General features: G+C 64.9%; 13 protein-coding genes. 7 read left to right on the forward strand and 6 right to left on the reverse strand.

Annotation, left to right across the window (positions count from 1 at the left end; translation table 11 throughout):
• Positions 1–19: 19 nt before the first annotated feature.
• The 6 genes from ACTNBK_RS07785 to ACTNBK_RS07810 are packed head-to-tail and all read left to right on the forward strand — an operon-like array spanning position 20 to position 7854.
• A complete protein-coding gene (locus ACTNBK_RS07785; protein ID WP_441145080.1) occupies positions 20–619 on the forward strand; it encodes a Maf family protein in 600 nt (199 codons plus the stop codon).
• Positions 616–1458, forward strand: coding sequence for a rod shape-determining protein MreC (gene mreC / locus ACTNBK_RS07790; RefSeq protein ID WP_441145082.1), 843 nt, complete (start codon positions 616–618; stop codon positions 1456–1458). Before ACTNBK_RS07785 ends, mreC begins: the two co-directional genes overlap by 4 nt.
• A gap of 14 nt (positions 1459–1472) precedes the next feature.
• Positions 1473–1994 (forward strand): rod shape-determining protein MreD, encoded by a 522-nt coding sequence (gene mreD / locus ACTNBK_RS07795; RefSeq protein WP_441145084.1) that lies wholly within the window; start codon positions 1473–1475, stop codon positions 1992–1994.
• Between the two features lie 34 nt (positions 1995–2028).
• Complete coding sequence (locus ACTNBK_RS07800) at positions 2029–4155, forward strand: penicillin-binding transpeptidase domain-containing protein (protein ID WP_441145086.1); 2127 nt, start codon at positions 2029–2031, stop codon at positions 4153–4155.
• 20 nt (positions 4156–4175) lie between these two features.
• The gene (argB, locus tag ACTNBK_RS07805) at positions 4176–6557 is read left to right on the forward strand and encodes an acetylglutamate kinase (RefSeq protein WP_441145087.1); all 2382 of its coding nucleotides are present in this window, start codon (positions 4176–4178) and stop codon (positions 6555–6557) included.
• A gap of 37 nt (positions 6558–6594) precedes the next feature.
• Positions 6595–7854: a M16 family metallopeptidase gene (locus tag ACTNBK_RS07810; protein WP_441145089.1), complete on the forward strand. Its 1260-nt coding sequence runs from the start codon at positions 6595–6597 to the stop codon at positions 7852–7854.
• A gap of 157 nt (positions 7855–8011) precedes the next feature.
• Here the strand turns inward: ACTNBK_RS07810 and ACTNBK_RS07815 are convergent, their stop codons facing one another.
• From ACTNBK_RS07815 to ACTNBK_RS07825, 3 genes are all read right to left on the reverse strand, one after another.
• On the reverse strand, positions 8012–8422 hold the full coding sequence (locus tag ACTNBK_RS07815; protein WP_294510481.1) for a MaoC family dehydratase: 411 nt from the start codon (positions 8420–8422) through the stop codon (positions 8012–8014).
• A 70-nt stretch (positions 8423–8492) separates the two neighbouring features.
• Complete coding sequence (locus tag ACTNBK_RS07820; RefSeq protein ID WP_441145091.1) at positions 8493–9833, reverse strand: GntP family permease; 1341 nt, start codon at positions 9831–9833, stop codon at positions 8493–8495.
• A gap of 64 nt (positions 9834–9897) precedes the next feature.
• Positions 9898–11448 carry an acyl CoA:acetate/3-ketoacid CoA transferase gene (locus tag ACTNBK_RS07825; RefSeq protein ID WP_441145093.1) on the reverse strand — a complete coding sequence of 517 codons (1551 nt, stop codon included), beginning with the start codon at positions 11446–11448 and terminating at the stop codon, positions 9898–9900.
• 439 nt (positions 11449–11887) lie between these two features.
• Here ACTNBK_RS07825 and ACTNBK_RS07830 point away from each other — a divergent pair, with 439 nt between their 5' ends.
• Positions 11888–12823 carry a LysR family transcriptional regulator gene (locus ACTNBK_RS07830; RefSeq protein ID WP_441145095.1) on the forward strand — a complete coding sequence of 312 codons (936 nt, stop codon included), beginning with the start codon at positions 11888–11890 and terminating at the stop codon, positions 12821–12823.
• A gap of 65 nt (positions 12824–12888) precedes the next feature.
• On the opposite strand, the gene ACTNBK_RS07835 is transcribed toward ACTNBK_RS07830, so the two are convergent.
• Genes ACTNBK_RS07835 through hemZ form a run of 3 tightly spaced genes read right to left on the reverse strand, consistent with a single transcriptional unit; the run spans position 12889 to position 16222 of the window.
• On the reverse strand, positions 12889–13719 hold the full coding sequence (locus tag ACTNBK_RS07835) for a P-loop NTPase (RefSeq protein ID WP_441145097.1): 831 nt from the start codon (positions 13717–13719) through the stop codon (positions 12889–12891).
• Between the two features lie 47 nt (positions 13720–13766).
• A complete protein-coding gene (locus ACTNBK_RS07840; protein ID WP_441145099.1) occupies positions 13767–14711 on the reverse strand; it encodes an adenylyl-sulfate kinase in 945 nt (314 codons plus the stop codon).
• Complete coding sequence (gene hemZ / locus ACTNBK_RS07845; RefSeq protein WP_441145101.1) at positions 14696–16222, reverse strand: coproporphyrinogen dehydrogenase HemZ; 1527 nt, start codon at positions 16220–16222, stop codon at positions 14696–14698. Before hemZ ends, ACTNBK_RS07840 begins: the two co-directional genes overlap by 16 nt.
• Positions 16223–16390 lie beyond the last annotated feature (168 nt).

Genomic DNA, 16390 nt, shown 5'->3' on the forward strand with positions numbered 1-16390 from the left:
TCGAAAGGAGCACATCCCTATGGAATTCATTCTGGCCTCCGGGTCTCCCCGGCGGCGCCAGCTTCTGGAACAGATCGGCATCCGCGACTTCGTGGTCCGGCCCACCGACGCCGACGAGTCCCTGCCCGCGGGCATCGCCCCCGGCGCGGCGGTGGAGCTTCTCTCCCGGCGGAAGGGGGAGGCGGCCCGGGCCCAGGCGGGGAAGGGGGACCTCATCCTCTCCGCCGACACGGTGGTGGCCCTGGACGGGGCCATCCTGGGCAAGCCCCACAGCAGGGGGGAGGCCGTGAGCATGCTCACCGCTCTCTCCGGCCGCACCCACCAGGTCTACACCGGCGTCACCCTGGCCCGGGGGGAGGACATCCTCACCGAGCATGAGGTCACCGCCGTTACCTTCCGCTCCCTCACCACCGCCGAAATCGACGCCTATGTCCAGAGCGGCGAGCCCATGGACAAGGCGGGCGCCTACGGCATCCAGGGCCTGGGCGCCCTGCTGGCCGAGCGACTGGAGGGGGACTACTTCAACGTCATGGGCCTGCCCCTGTGCCGTGTGGGCAGGATGCTCACCCGCTTCGGCCTGGACCCCCTGGCCGGCGGGACCGGGGAGGAAACGCCTTGAAGGACTTTTTCCGCAACAACGGATGGCTCATTCTGGTCATCGCCGTGCTGCTTTGTGCCATCACGGCGGTGGCCTCTTATGCCCTTCAGGGGGTGCCCAACCCCCTGGGCAACGTGCTGGGGGTGGTGACCACCCCCGTCCGCAACGGCATCTCCTCCCTGGCCGGCTGGGCGGAGGGTGTGTACAACTACTCCTTCCGCTATGAGGAGCTCCAGGCGGAGAACGAGCGTCTCAAGGCCGAGATCGCCGAGCTGGAAGAGGACGCCCGGGAGGGCGAAGCCGACAGCAAGGAGAACGAGCGGCTCCGGGAGCTGCTGGGCCTGCGGCAGAAGCGCCGGGAGCTGGAGTTTGAGTCGGCCACGGTGACCGCCCGGAGCAGCACCAACTGGTCCTCCACCCTCACCCTGAGCAAGGGGAGCGACCAGGGGGTGGCGGCGGGCAACTGCGTGGTGGACGCCGCCGGCAACCTGGTGGGCATCATCGACCAGGTGGGGACCAACTGGTCCACCATGCTCACGGTGGTGGATGCCAACCTGGAGATGGGCGCCTTCCTCTCCCGCACCGAGTCCATCGCCATCCTGGAGGGCGACTTTGCCCTCATGGCCGAGGGCAAGCTGAAGCTCACCTACCTGCCCGAGAACACCGAGCTCATCACCGGCGACCTGGTGCTCACCTCCAGCATGGGGGGCAACTACCCCTCCGACCTGGTGGTGGGCTCCATTGAGTCCATCCACACCGACGCCTCCGGCGTCTCCCGGTACGCCGTCATCCAGCCCTCCGCCGATCTGGACAGCCTGGTCCAGGTCTTTATCATCAAGTCCTTCGACATCGTGGAATGATCTGAGCACAAGGAGTGTCCCCTTTGACCCGACAGGATTTCATCTTAAAATGGCTCTTCTACGGCCTCTCCCTGCTGCCGGTGTGGTGGCTGGACGTCTTTGTCCTCAACCGCTTCACCGTCCTGGGGGTGAGCCCCCGGCTGCTGCCCGTGGCCGCCATCACTGTGGCGGTGCTGGAGGGCACCGTGGGGGGCGCGGGCTTTGGCCTGGCCGTGGGCGTCCTATGCGACGCCGTCTACTACGGCGCCTGGGGCGGCATGACCCTGGGATTGTGCCTGCTGGGCTGGGGCGCCGGCGCCGCCTCCCAGTACGTCCTGCGCCGGAACTTCGGCGGCTGCTTCCTCTGCTGCGCCGCCGGATTGAGCCTGCTGGAGCTCTGCCACCTGGCCTTCGGCCTCTTCACCGGCCTGGCCGACCTCTACTCCCTGCTGCGGGTGGCCGTGCCCGAGCTCCTCTGGTCCCTGTGCTTCGTGTGCCTGCTGTACCCCTGGTTCTACTGGGTCCGCCGGCGCATCATCAAAACCCTTCGACTCTGACCGCACCCCCCATCCATACAAGAAAGGAGCCTTCATGGACGGCAAACAATTTCATTGGCGGGTCCGCAGCATTGTGGGCGTGCTTCTCATCCTCATCCTCCTCTTCGCCTGGGTCCTCTACGACCTCCAGTACGTCCACGGCGCCGACTACCTGGCCCAGTCCCGGCGGAAGATCGCCAAGACCGAGACCGTGGAGGCCGCCCGGGGTGAGATCCTGGACCGCTACGGCCGGGTGCTGGTCACCAACCGTGAGAGCTACAACGTGAGCCTGGACACCTCCTTCATGGAGGACGTGAACACCACCCTCACCAAGCTCCTGGACATCTGCCGCACCCAGGGGGTGAGCTGGGCCGACACCCTGCCCGTGTCCGACGAGGCCCCCTTTGTCTTCACCTTTGACACCGCCTCCTCCGGCGCCATCAGCAACCTCTATGCCCTGGCCGAGAGCCTGAAGTGGACGGACACCCTCCCCGCCCGGGAGGAGGCCGACGCCATCCGCACCGCCTCCCAGGAGGGCCAGGGGGTCAGCTACCCCAGCGCCGACGCCTTCCTGGACAAGCTGCGCACGTACTACGAGATCGACCCCCTCCTGCCCGACGGCGAGGCCCGGGCCCTGATGGGGGTGCGCTATGAACTCACCCTCCGCTCCCGGGAGGTGACCTACACCGCCTACGTCTTTGCCCAGGACGTGCAGATGCCCTTCATCGTCACGGTGAAGGAGGCCGACCTGCCCGGCGTCAACATCGACACCACCACCGTCCGGGAGTACAACACCGCCTACGCCGCCCACCTGCTGGGCCGGGTGGGCCTCATGAACTCCGACGAGTGGAACAACGTCTACCAGGCCCTCAACTACCCCTATAACGCCACCGTGGGCAAGGAGGGGGTGGAGCTGGCCTTCGAGTCCTACCTCCACGGCACCCCCGGCAAGCGCAACATCGAGACCAACGACCAGGGCAAGGTGGTCAGCGGGGACGACAACTGGGTGGTGAATCAGACCACCGGTGAGGTCCAGGCCCCCGACCCCGGCGACAACGTGATCCTCACCCTGGACATCAAGCTCCAGGAGGCGGTGGAGCGGGCCCTGGCCACCGGCATCGAGGGCCTGAAGTCAGAGGACACCCAGGGCGGTGCCGCCGTGGTCATCGACGTCCGGGACGGCGGCGTGCTGGCCATGGCCTCCTACCCCACCTTCGACCTCACCACCTACACCCAGAACTACAATACCCTCCTGGCCGACCCCCTCAACCCCCTCCTGAACCGGGCCACCCAGGAGGTCTATCCCCCCGGCTCCACCTTTAAGATGGTCACCGCCATCGGCGCCCTTCAGGAGGGCATCATCGAGCCGGACACCGAGATCCTGGACACCGGCCGCTACCTCTACTACGACGACTACCGGCCCCAGTGCTGGATCTACCGCGACAGCGGCGGCCGCAGCACCCATGGCGAGGAGAACGTCTCCGACGCCATTAAGGACTCCTGCAACGTATTTTTCTTTGACGCCGGCCGGCGGCTGGGCATCAGCCTGCTGGAGCAGTACACCGCCATGTTCGGCCTGGGGGAGCCCACCGGCATCGAGCTCTACGAGGCCACCGGCTGGATGGACGGCCCCGAGTACACCGAGAGCCAGGGCCAGACCTGGTACGAGGGCAACACCCTCCCCGCCGCCATCGGCCAGGGCAACAGCCGCTTCACCCCCCTCCAGCTGGCCAACTACGTGGCCACCCTGGCCAACGGAGGCACCCACTATTCCGCCCACCTCCTCAAGGAGGTCAAGTCCAACGACTTCTCCCAGGTGGTGGAGCAGTATGAGCCCACCGTCCTCAACCAGCTGGACATCGACCCCGAAAACCTCTCCGCCGTCACCGAGGGCATGCTCCGGGTGACCACCGAGGGCTCCGCCAAGGCCTACTTCGCCGACCTGGGCGTCCAGGTGGCCGCCAAGACCGGCTCCGCCCAGGTGAGCAGCGCCACCGAGTCCAACGCCCTCTTCGTGGCCTTCGCCCCCTATGAAAATCCCGAGATCGCCCTGGCCATCGTGGTGGAAAAGGGCGGCTCCGGCTCCACCCTGGCCAACATCGCCGCCGAGATTCTGGAGTACTACTTCTCCGCCGGCAGCGGCATGGAGACCGTGACCCCGGAAAATACCCTCCTGCGATAATCTTTCATGAGGTGACACACATGGATCTTCCCATCCGCCCCCTGGGCGACTACTGGCAGCTCCTCCAGAAGGAGGGGCTCCTCACCGGCGGACAGGCCCTCTCGCCCGCCCTCCTCTCCACCCCCGTGGAGCTGGTCTCCTGCGACTCCCAGAACGTCCGCCCCAATACCCTCTTCATCGTCAAGGGGGCCCACTTCAAGGGGCAGTATCTCTCCGACGCACTCCAAAAGGGAGCCTTTATCTACCTCTCCGACCACGTCTGGCCCGAGGCCGGGGACGCCCCCTGCCTCCAGGTGACCGACGTGCGCCGGGCCATGGCCCTCCTGGCCGACTTCTACTACGACCACCCCAGCGCCAAGCTCCACGTGGTGGGCATCACCGGTACAAAGGGGAAAAGTTCCACCACATATTACCTCAAGTATATCTTTGACGAGTACCTGGCCGCCCGGAAAAAGCCGGAGAGCGGCGTCATCTCCTCCATCGACACCTACGACGGCGTGGAGCGGTTCGAGTCCCACCTCACCACCCCGGAGCCCCTGGACCTCCAGCGCCACTTCGCCAACGCCGCCGGCACCGGGGTGGAGTACCTCACCATGGAGGTCTCCTCCCAGGCCCTGAAGTACGACCGCATGGACTGCGTGGCCCTCTCCGCCGCCGTCTTCCTCAACATCGGCTACGACCACATCTCCCCCATCGAGCACCCCGACTTCGAGGACTACTTCGCCTCCAAGCTCAAAATCTTCCGCCACGCCCCCCTGGCCGTGGTCAACCTGGATACCGAGCGGGTGGAGGACGTATTGAACGCCGCCGGGGAGGCCGGCGGGCGGCTCATCACCTTCTCCGAGCACGACCCCGCCGCCACGGTCTACGCCACCGACGTGCGCAAGCAGGGCCGGGACATCCTCTTCCGGGTGCGGACGCCCCGGTTCAGCCGGGAGTTCCGGCTCACCATGCCGGGGCTCTTCAACGTCCAGAACGCCCTGGCCGCCATCGCCGTGTGCGAGGGCCTGGGCATCCCCGAGCAGCACATCTACGTGGGCCTCATGAAGGCCCGGGTGCCCGGCCGCATGGAAGTCTACCAGAACGCCGACGGCCACATCACCGCCATCGTGGACTACGCCCACAACCGCCTGAGCTTTGAAAAGCTCTTCCTCTCCGTAAAGGAGGAGTACCCGGGCCAGCGGGTGGTCATCGTCTTTGGCTGCCCGGGCAAGAAGGCCCTGGACCGGCGGAAGGACCTCTCGGAGATCTCTGCCAAATACGCCGACAAGATCATCATTACCGAGGAGGACCCCGGTGAGGAGGACGTGCTGGACATCTCCCGTGAGATGGCCGGGCACATCGAGGGCAAGTGCGACTACTCCATCGAGCCCGACCGGGGGGAGGCCATCCGCATGGCGGTGATGGAGGCCGAGACCCCCACCGTCATCCTCATCACCGGCAAGGGGGCGGAGACCCGCCAGAAGCGGGGCACCGCCTATATCGACTGCACCTCCGACGTGGACTATGCCAGGCAGTGGCTCCACGAGTACGACGTGGAGCACCACCTGGACGGCATGGAGAAGGTGCTGGGGCTGCTGGACACCCTGCCCCGGCTGGCCCGGAGCGCCGGAAAGACGGTGGTTCTGAAGTACGGCGGCTCCGCCCTGGGGGAGAACGGGGCGGTGGACTCCATCCTCCGGGATGTGGCCGCCCTCCAGATGGCTGGCGTCCGGGTGGTGCTGGTCCACGGCGGCGGCAAGACCATCTCCGGCTGGCTGGAAAAACTGGGGGAGACCCCCCGGTTCCGGGACGGCTACCGGGTCACCGACGACACCGCCATGGCCGTGGCCGAGATGGTCCTCTCCGCCCAGATGAACAAGCAGGTGGTCATGGCCCTCCGGGGCCTGGGGGTGAAGGCCGCCGGCGTCTCCGGCAAGGACGGCGCCATCCTCACCGCCCGGCAGAAGGACCCCGAGCTGGGCCACGTGGGCGACATCACCGCCGCCGACGGCGAGCTCATCCGCCTCCTCCTCTCCGGAGGCTATGTTCCCGTCATCTCCCCGGTTTGCGCGGGAGAAAATGGGGAAAGCTATAACTGCAACGCCGACGACGCCGCCTGCGCCGTGGCCGAGGCCCTGAAGGCGGACAAGCTGGTCTTTCTCACCGATGTGGACGGCATCCTCATGGACAGCCGCAACGCCAAGACGGCCATCCCCTCCCTCACCGCCTCCGAGGCCCGGGAGCTGCTGGACAGCGGCCTCATCCAGGGCGGCATGGTGCCCAAGCTGAGAAGCTGCATCCGGGCCCTGGAAAACGGGGTGACGGAGGTGGTGGTCCTGGACGGGCGCATCGACCACGTCATGCTCCTGGACGCCGTCTCCGGCCAGACCATGGGCACCACCATCCGCCGGGACGGCTGAGGCGTTCCCATTTTCACCACGGGAGAGGTCACCACATATGGAAGAACACTACGACATTGAAACCCTGCCCAACGGGGCCCGCATCGTCACGGAGGCCGTGCCCGCCGTCCGGTCGGTCTCCCTGGGGCTGTGGGTGGCCACCGGCTCCCGCCACGAGAAGGCGGGGGAGAGCGGCGCCGCCCACTTCATCGAGCACATGGTCTTCAAGGGCACCCAGCGCCGCTCCGCCCGGGAGCTGGCCCAGGAGATGGACGCCATCGGCGGCCAGGTCAACGCCTACACCACCAAGGAGTGCACCTGCTTTTACGCCCGGTGCCTGGACGAGCACCTGCCCCGGGCCCTGGACCTCCTGTGCGACATGGTCTTTGACTCCAAATTCGACCAGGCCGACGTGGACACCGAGCGGGGGGTTATCCTGGAGGAGATCGGCATGTACCAGGATAACCCGGAGGACCTGTGCTCCGAGCGGCTCATGGCCGCCGTCTACAAGGGGAGCCCCCTGGCCCGGCCCATCCTGGGCCGGAAGGCCACATTGGACAAGATGACGGGGGAGTGGCTGAAAAGCTATCAGCGGACCCACTACCGGCCCGGCTCCATGGTCGCCGCCATGGCGGGAAGCTTCACCCCCCTCATGGTGGACGCCCTGAAGGCCCGGCTCCTACCTCTGGAGGCGGGGGAGACCCCCACCGCCGTCCCCGCCGTCTACACCCCCGCCATTACCCTCAAAAAGAAGGCCACCGAGCAGAACCACCTGACCCTGGCCTTCCCCGGCCTGCCCTACGGGGACAAGGACCGGTTCGTCCTCCAGCTTCTCTCCACCATGCTGGGCTCCGGCATGTCCTCCCGGCTGTGGCAGGAGGTGCGGGAGAAGCGGGGGCTGTGCTACTCCATCTACACCTACGGCGCCGGCCACGCCGAGACGGGGGTCTTCGCCATCTACACCGCCCTCAGTAAGGACACCGAGCGGGAGGCCCTGGAGACCATCCTCCGGGTGGTGGCCGACTTCGCCGAACACGGACCCACTCCCGAGGAGCTGGAACGGGCCAGGGAGCTCTCCAAGGCCAACGTCCTCATGGGCCTGGAGTCCACCCAGTCCCGGATGAGCGCCCTGGGCCGGGGACTCCTCCTCCAGAACCGCACCCTCACCACCAGAGAGGTCATCGACGCCTATAACACCGTCACCGCCGAGGACGTCCGGGACCTGGCCGGGCGCCTCTTCCAGCTCTCCCAGGCCTCCCTCTCCGTGGTGGGCCGCCCCGCCGCCGAGGAGGAGTACCGCGCTCTGTTGGGACAGTGACATCCACAAATCCGCGAAAAAGCCCGCCGCACGGCGGGCTTTTTTCTGTCTCTCATGGAACCTCACAAAACGCCACCGTGCCCCGGATGCGCGGCAGAGCGTCCGGGGCACGATGGCTGTTGGTATGGAGGGGAACGATCCCAGAAAAAAGGGGAACTCAGTGTTTGGGCGGCATGACGGTGGCCATGCCCTTGACGACCACATCGCCGTTCTGGTTGGTGCAGATGGTCTCCAGCTTGACGATGTTCTTCTCGGCCACGATCTCACTGACGGTGGCAGTGGCGGTGACGGTGTCGCCGATGTGGACGGGCTTGGTGAACTTGAGCTCCTGGCCCAGATAGATGGTGCCGGGACCGGGGAGCTTCATGCCCAGCACCGCCGAGATGAGGCCGGCGGAGAGAATACCGTGGGCGATCCGGCCGCCGAAGGGGGTCTGGCTGGCCGACACCTCGTCGGTATGGGCGGGGTTGAGGTCACCGGTGATGCCGGCAAAGAGATAGACATCGGACTCGCCGATGGTCTTCACCGTGCTGGCGGAATCACCGATCTTCATTTCCTGAATGGTCATGGTGTATGCTCCTTCCTATTTGGCCTGTGCCGAAGCCGTGGATGGGGCCGGGCACAGCAAACCGGGGAATTTAGATCCCGATGAAGCCCCAGACCAGGGCCAGCAGCAGGGAACCCACCAGGGGGATGATGCAGGTGGTGATGCAGATATCGATGTAGGACTCCTTGTGGGTGCAGTTGGAGACCGCCAGCAGGGTGAGGACGGCGCCGTTGTGGGGCAGGGTGTCCAGACCGCCGGAGGAGATGGAGGCGATGCGGTGGAGGGCCTCCAGGATGGCAGTGTTGCCGGCAGCCAGCTCAGCGTACTTGGGGCCAAGGGCGGACAGGGCGATGGACATGCCGCCGGAGGCGGAGCCGGTGGCGCCGGCCAGCAGGTTGACGGCCACGGCCTCGGAGAAGAGGATGGAGCCGGGCATGTTCAGGGCCAGATTGGTGAGGACGGCGAAGCCGGGAACGGCCTTGACCACGGAGCCGAAGCCCACGGCGCAGGCGGTATTCATGATGGCGCCCATGGAGCCGTTGGCGCCGTCATTGATGGCGGGCAGCAGCACCTTGGCCTGGTTCAGGTTGAGCAGGCAGGCCACCAGGATGCCGCAGACCAGAGCGATGACGATGGCGTAGTTGGAGGCCAGCTCCACGCCGGTGGCGTTCAGCAGCAGCTTGGGGAAGAGGTTGAGCATCAGGACCACAACGACGAGGGGGATGAGGCCGGTGACCCAGTGCCAGGAGGGCAGGTTGCGGTCGCTGAAGTCGGTCTCCTTGTGCTTGGGATCGGGCACAAAGTGGAGGCCCTTCTTGCGGCACTGGGCCGCACGCCACTCCAGATAGAGATAGGCGGGGACAAACATCACGATGCAGGCCACCACGGACAGCACGGGAGCGGCCATGGCGGTGGTGCCGTAGTACTGGGTGGGGATCATGTTCTGGATCTGGGGGGTGCCGGGGATGGCGGTCATGGTGATGCCGAAGGCGCCGGTGGCGATGGCGCCGGGCAGCAGGGTGCGGGGCAGGTCAGCGGCGCGATAGACGGCATAGCCCATGGGGTAGATGACGAAGACCACCACAAAGAGGGAAATGCCGCCGTAGGTCATCAGCAGACAGGGGATAACCACGGCCAGGACGGCGAAGCGGGAGCCGATCAGCTTTACCAGGGCGTTGGCCAGGCTGCGGGCGGAACCGGTGAGATCCATGATCTTGCCGTAGACGGCGCCCAGGAAGAAGGCGGGGAACCACTGGAATACGTAGTCGGCCATACCCTTCATGTAGTCGCCGATGTAGGCGTCCAGGATGCTGTAGCCACCCAGGACGGCCACCACCACGGCGCACACCGGGGCGACCCAGATGATGGAATAGCCCTTGTAGGCCAGGAACATCAGGAGCACCAGACCCAATACGATGCCCAACAAACTCATAAATGATACCTCCTCAACACATTTTCTCTCCCGGAGGAGCGGGGATCTCTCACTGAATCATCTCTCAATTGGAAAGACCCATGGGGCCTTCCTGGAAAATGCGGCTGTCCATGGTCTTTACGTCCCTGACGATGGGGGTAAAGTCCATCAGATCCAGCACGTCCTTCTGCAGATCGACGCCGGGGGCGATCTCCTTGAGCTCCATACCCTCCGGGGTGAGCTCAAAGACCGCGCGCTCGGTGATATAGAGCACCGGCTGGCCCTTCTCCACGGCATACTCGCCGGAGAAGGTGACCTGCTCCACCTGCTTGAGGAACTTTTTGTCACGGCCCTCCTGCAGGATCTGCAGCTTGCTGTCGGCCACACCAATCTTCAGCCCGCCGGCGGTAAAGGTGCCGCAGTAGACCACCTTTTTGGCGTTCTGGGTGATGTTGATGAAGCCGCCGCAGCCGGCGATCTTGGGACCAAACTTGGAGACGTTGATGTTGCCCTTCTCGTCGGCCTGCGCCAGGCCCAGGAAGGCCACATCCAGACCGCCGCCGTCATAGAAGTCAAACTGGTAGGGCTGGTCCAGAATACAGTCGGGGTTGATGGTGACACCAAAATCCTTGCCGCCGGCGGGGATGCCGCCGATGGTACCAGCCTCGGTGGTGAGCACCATGCCCTCCAGGCCCTCCTCGGCCGCCACCGCCGCTACGCCCTCAGGCATACCAATACCCAGGTTGGTGATGGCGTTGGGCACCAGCTCCATGGCCGCCCGGCGGGCCACGATCTTCCGCTGGTCCAGCTTCAGGGGCTTCACCGAGCTCATGGGCACACGGATCTCACCGCAGTAGGAGGGATTGTAGCCGGTACCGAAGGTCTGCATGTGGTTCTCCGGCGCGGCCACCACGATGGCGTCCACATAGATGCCGGGGAGCCGCACCAGCCGGGTGTCCAGCGCGCCGTACTCCACCACGTCCTCCACCTGCACGATGACCTTGCCGCCGGAGTTCTTGGCGGCCTGGGCGATGGCCAGGGTCTCGGCGCTGACGCCCTCACGCTGGAAGGTGCAGTTGCCGTGGGTATCGGCGTAGGTGGCACGGATGACAGCCACATTGATGGGCAGGGCCTTATACAGCAGGCGGGTCTCGCCGCCGATGTCGATGCGCTCCACCAGAGGTCCGGCCTCCCGGGCCTTGTCGTTGAGCATACCGCCCTCCAGCTCCGGGTCCACAAAGGTCTTCATACCCACGTGGGTGATGAGCCCCGGCTTGCCGGCGGCAATGTCGCGGAAAAGCTGGGAAATAACACCCTGCGGGTAGTTATAGGCAGCAAATTTGTTCTCCAGGGCCAGCTTTTGCAGCCGGGGAACCAGGCCCCAGTGCCCGCCGATGACCCGGCTGAGCAAGCCCTCCTCGCCCAGGTGGTTGAGGCCACGCTGGTCGGAGTCGCCCTGGCCAGCGGCATAGATGGCGGTGAGCCCCTTGGGAGAACCGGTGCTCAGGTAGAGTTCCTGAATGGTCTTGTTGACTTCTTCCGGCACCATGGCGCCCACAAAGCCACCGAAGGCGACGGTGGCTCCGTCATGGATGTAGGCGCGGACGGCCTCCTGTGCTGACATGACCTTTGGCATGGAACACCACTTCCTTTCCTGACTTGCGATCGTGTTTTTTGTCCCGCGCCGTTTGGGGGCAGACGAAAACAGTTTTTGGGAAAAATGGCTGTTGGACGCCTACAAGCCACTCGGCGTAGCCAAAGTATAGCCGCAGAAGGCCGGAGGTGTAAAATGCCGTTTCCGGCGGCAAGCATGCAAAAAAATTACACTTTACACCTTTCGAAAGAAATTATTTCCCGGTTTTTGTGGAAGTTCTCCAGAACTATACCTCCTGGTTATCGGTCCATGCATCTAAAGAATGGATTTGTGGATTTGTTTCAAAAATCGTCACAATTATTTAGATAAGTTTTATTGGAAAAATGGCCCGTTTTCCGGTATGATAAAGGACAAGTCTTAGTGATGTGAGGGGGGCACTGTCACTTTTTTATCGTTTTTGAGAGAATATGGAGGGATAGGTATGGAGATTCAACAGCTGAAGTATTTTGTAGAGGTGGTTCGTCAGCAGAGCTTCACCAAGGCGGCAGCCCAGCTCTTTGTCACCCAGCCCATGCTCACCCGCTCCATTAAGCACCTGGAGGAGGAGCTTAACGTCCGGCTCATCGAGCGCACCAGCAAGAGCTTCTACCTCACCGACGCCGGGCGCATCCTTTATGACCGCGCCCTGGACTTCCTCCTCCAATATGACGATCTCTTTCAGACCATGGACGACGTGCGCTCTGTGCGGGTGGGGGAGGTCCACCTGAGTACCCCCGGCGTGCTGCTGGACGTCTACTTTCCCCCGCTGCTCACCCGGTTTCACCGCCATTTCCCCGGTATTGACATCTCCGTGGTGGAAGAGGGCTCCAAGCTCACCGCCGCCTCCGTGGGCTCCGGCCGGGCCGACCTGGGCCTGGTCATGCTGCCGGTGGATGAGCCCTACCGCTTTGAGAGCAAGACCCTCCTCAGCAATGTCTGCTCCCTGGTGGTGAGCCGCCACCATCCCTTCGCCCAGATGAGCAGCGTACACATCAAGGATCTGAAGGACGAGACCATCCTCACCTACAGCGAAACGGCCACCCTTCACGACAGCTTCATCCGCATGTGCGGCGAGTGCGGCTTTGCCCCCCGTATCGCCTATAAGAGCCTGATGACCCGGTTCTGCCTGAAGATGGTGGGCATGCAGCAGTGTATCGCCGTACTGCCCCTGCCCATCCTCCAGCCCGACCTGTGCGAGGAGCTGGTCACCGTCCCCCTGGAGCCGGCGATCCCCTGGGAGATCGCCATCATCCGCCGCCGGGAGGGCTACCGCTCCTTCGCCTCCAACCAGCTCTTCAGCCACATCTGCGACCATTTCGCCTCCCTGGACCACCAGAACATGGACGCCAGCCTCCGGGGAAGCACCATCTCCGTATAAACGTTGACAGACAAAAAAGATCCCGTGGACCGCGGTCCACGGGATCTTTTTGGGATTTAGAGTTTTTATACGGTGCCCTCGTCCAGGGCCTTGGCCAGGCCGGACAGGGGATTGGGCTGGTAGTCCTCCACGCCGCCGTTGTCGCAGGCGGCGGCCAGAGCCGGGTCGATGGGCAGCTTGGCCAGGACCTTCAGGCCCAGATCGGCGGCCACCTGCTCAATGTGGCTCTCGCCGAAGATGGCGTGCTCCTTGCCGCAGTCGGGGCACTTGAAGTAGCTGTAATTCTCCACCAGGCCCAGGATGGGGATGTTCATCATCTCGGCCATCTTCACCGCCTTGGTGACGATCATGCTCACCAGGTCCTGGGGGGAGGTCACCACGATGACCCCGTCCACAGGCAGGGACTGGAACACGGTGAGGGGTACGTCGCCGGTTCCGGGCGGCATATCCACGAACATGTAGTCCACGTCGCCCCAGATGACGTCGGTCCAGAACTGCTTTACGGTGCCGGCGATGATGGGGCCTCTCCACACCACGGGGTCGGTCTCGTGCTCGGTGAGGAGGTTGAGGCTCATGAGCTCCACGCCGCCCTTGCTGACGGCGGGGTAGATGCCCAGCTCGCTGCCCACGGCGTGCTCATGGATGCCGAAGGCGGTGGGGACGCTGGGGCCGGTGATGTCGGCGTCCAGCACCGCCACCTTCTTGCCCAGCTTGGCCATGGCGGTGGCCAGGGAGCAGGTGACGGTGGACTTGCCCACACCACCCTTGCCGCTGACCACGGCGATGATCTTGCCCACGCTGGACAGGCCGTTGACCGGCTCTCTCAGGTCCATGGGGGCGGTGCGCTCCCCGCAGCTCTCGCCGCAGGTGGAACAGTCATGGGTACATTCTGACATGGTGTCGTTTCCTTCTTTCCTTTGTTGTACCCCCGAATGGGGGAGGATCAGTAGTGATAGCTGCCGCCGCCGATGAACTCACGGATGAGGGAGTCGGCGGGGACCAGGTCGGGGGAGAGGGGCTGGAAGTAGCCAAAGGCGTCCACCATGGCCTCCAGCTCGGCCCGGCGCTCGTTGTCCGCCGGCACCTGCTCCACCGCCTGGCGCAGAGGGGCGGCGTAGTTGGCAAAGACGGGGACCTCGTAGCGCAGGGAGGAGTCGATGATGACGTTGGCCCGGCCCTTGAAGGGGGAGATGTGCAGCTTCTCGCCCCGGCGCACATTATACCACATGGAAAGCGTCTCCACCAGGTCGGTGCCCCGGAAATTATAGTCCCGGACCGCCCGGCGGGAAATGCGCATCCAGGTGCCCTTGAACCGCAGCTCCTCCCCCTCCAGGATGTTGGAGCGGGCGGAGATGTAGAGGGTGGTGGCCTCGGGGTGGCGGCCGGCGATGTCGTCGTTGAGGGCGTGGATGCCCTCGAAAATGGCGATTTCGTTCTTATCCAGCTTCAGGGGAGTGCCCCGGCTGTCGTTTCTCATCTGGCGGGCGAACTCAAACTTGGGCACGATGACCCACTCCCCCCGGGAGAGCTTGGTAAAAGTCTCGTCCAGCAGGTCCATGTCCAGCAGCTCGGGGGACTCGTAGTCGATGTCCCCCTCGGCGTTCCGGGGGGCCATCTTCCGGTTGAGGGTCTTGAAGTAGTTGTCCATGGAGATGGTGTGGGTCTGCACCCCCCGCCGCTCCAGCTCCTGCTCCAGCTTCAGGGCGGTGGTGGTCTTGCCCGAGCCGGAGGGCCCCGACAGCAGGACGATGGGGCTCTCCTTCATCCGCTCCAGGATGCGGTCGGCGGCCGTCTCCAGCCGCTTCTGGTACACCCCGTCGCACTCGGCCACAAATCCCGCCGGGTCCTCTTTCAGGCGGCGGTTGATCTCCTCTAGCTGATAGGCCACGCGATCTCCTCCTTCTGGGCGACGATGTCGTCGATGTGCTCGATATACTCCTTGGGGAATTTGGGGTTGCTGAGCCGCTTCAGGCTCCCGGCGGCGGGGTCGATGAGCTTGGTCACCCCGCCGGAGCCCAGGGACACGATGGTGTGGAGCTCCTCCATCATACAGATGTTGTAAAGGCTCTCGGTGCCCGGTCGGCACCAGCCCACATTTTCAAAGCCGCCGGACATGTACTTCTGACGGTAGAGGTAGTAGGGGACGTACCCGGCCTCGCGCAGGGTCTGCCAGGCGTAGTCCAGCATGGCGGCCACCGCCTCCGGCGTGGGGAGGCCGCTCCCCTCCAGCATGAGGCGGGAGCCCTTCTTGAGGGCCAGGGTATGGACGGTGATGTTCTCGGGGTCCAGGGTGATGACCCGGTCCAGGGAGTCCCGGAAGCCCTCCTGGCTGTCGGCGGGGAGCCCGGCGATGAGGTCCATGTTCCGCACCGGGAAGCCCGCCTGGGCCACCAGGTCCCAGGCTTTGAGAATGTCCTCCGGGGTGTGGGAGCGGCCGATGGCCCGCAGCACCGCCTCCGACATGGACTGGGGATTCACCGAGATCCGGTCACAGCCGTGCTGTCTGAGGACGGAGAGCTTCTCCGCCGTGATGGTGTCGGGCCGCCCCGCCTCCACGGTATACTCGGTGCACCCGGAGAGGTCCACGTGCTCCTCCAGGGCGGATATGACAAGGTCCAGCTGCTGGGCTGACAGGGTGGTGGGGGTGCCGCCCCCGAAGTAGACCGAGCGCACCTTCCGTCCGGCCCGCTTCAGCATGGCCCCGGCGGCGGCGATCTCCCGGCACAGGGCCTGGGCGTAGGGCTCGAGCATGCTCAGGGTCTTGCCCACGTCGGCGGAGACAAAGGAGCAGTAGGCGCACCGGGTGGGGCAAAAGGGGACCCCCACGTAGAGGGAGATCTCCTCCGGCTTCAGGCTGTCCCGGACGGCCAGGGTGGCCCGGGCGCAGTCCATGGCCAGCCTCCGCCGGTCGGGGGAGACACGGTAGAGGTCCCGGAGCTGCCGGTCGGCCTGGGCCGGCGTGAGGCCCTTGGTGAGAGCCTTGGTGGGGATCTTCACCGGGCGCACCCCGGTAAGGGCCCCCCAGGCCGGCTCCCGGCCCAGGGCGTCGGTCCCCGCCCGGTAGAAGGCGTTCTTGAGCACCCGCTGGAGCACCCGATCCCGCTCCAGGCGGTCCTCCTCGCCCGGGTCGCCCGCCCAGGCAAAGCGGCTGTAACGCCGCCCCGCCCATGTGAGCACGGCGTGGCCGGTGGCCCGGCCTTGGGTCCGGGACAGGGTGAGCACCAGACTGTCCTCCCCCTCCGCCGGCGGCTCGGCCGGGTACTCCGGCCGCTGGCCCGGAAACAGCATCAGGAGCATCTGTTCGGTGGCGTATTTGTAGTCGTGCCCCTTGAGGTAGAGCTTCATCGCACGCTCCCCCTCTCCCCGCTCCTGATGCTGCCGCCCGTCAGGGCGTCCCAAGCGTTTTGGCCTCCGGCCAAAACCTTGCCGCAGGCGGAATTCACTTCCGCCGAGGATGTGAAATCATGACCGGGGTCCCCGCGGAATGGCACATTCCCTGGGGAGATCAGCATCATCTGTTCGGTGGCGTATTTATAGTCGTGTCCTTTGAGGTATAGCTTCATAATA

The sequence above is a fragment of the Intestinimonas sp. HCP28S3_D6 genome, assembly GCF_052065695.1.
In the GTDB taxonomy this organism is placed as follows: Bacteria; Bacillota; Clostridia; order Oscillospirales; family Oscillospiraceae; genus Intestinimonas.

Bases quoted from the DNA above. Each gene is read 5' to 3' on its own strand.
- ACTNBK_RS07785 (WP_441145080.1), top strand. From the start codon at position 20: ATGGAATTCATTCTGGCCTCCGGGTCTCCCCGGCGGCGCCAGCTTCTG.
- ACTNBK_RS07800 (WP_441145086.1), top strand. From the start codon at position 2,029: ATGGACGGCAAACAATTTCATTGGCGGGTCCGCAGCATTGTGGGCGTG.
- argB (WP_441145087.1), top strand. From the start codon at position 4,176: ATGGATCTTCCCATCCGCCCCCTGGGCGACTACTGGCAGCTCCTCCAG.
- ACTNBK_RS07810 (WP_441145089.1), top strand. From the start codon at position 6,595: ATGGAAGAACACTACGACATTGAAACCCTGCCCAACGGGGCCCGCATC.
- ACTNBK_RS07815 (WP_294510481.1), bottom strand. From the start codon at position 8,422: ATGACCATTCAGGAAATGAAGATCGGTGATTCCGCCAGCACGGTGAAG.
- ACTNBK_RS07820 (WP_441145091.1), bottom strand. From the start codon at position 9,833: ATGAGTTTGTTGGGCATCGTATTGGGTCTGGTGCTCCTGATGTTCCTG.
- ACTNBK_RS07825 (WP_441145093.1), bottom strand. From the start codon at position 11,448: ATGCCAAAGGTCATGTCAGCACAGGAGGCCGTCCGCGCCTACATCCAT.
- ACTNBK_RS07830 (WP_441145095.1), top strand. From the start codon at position 11,888: ATGGAGATTCAACAGCTGAAGTATTTTGTAGAGGTGGTTCGTCAGCAG.
- ACTNBK_RS07835 (WP_441145097.1), bottom strand. From the start codon at position 13,719: ATGTCAGAATGTACCCATGACTGTTCCACCTGCGGCGAGAGCTGCGGG.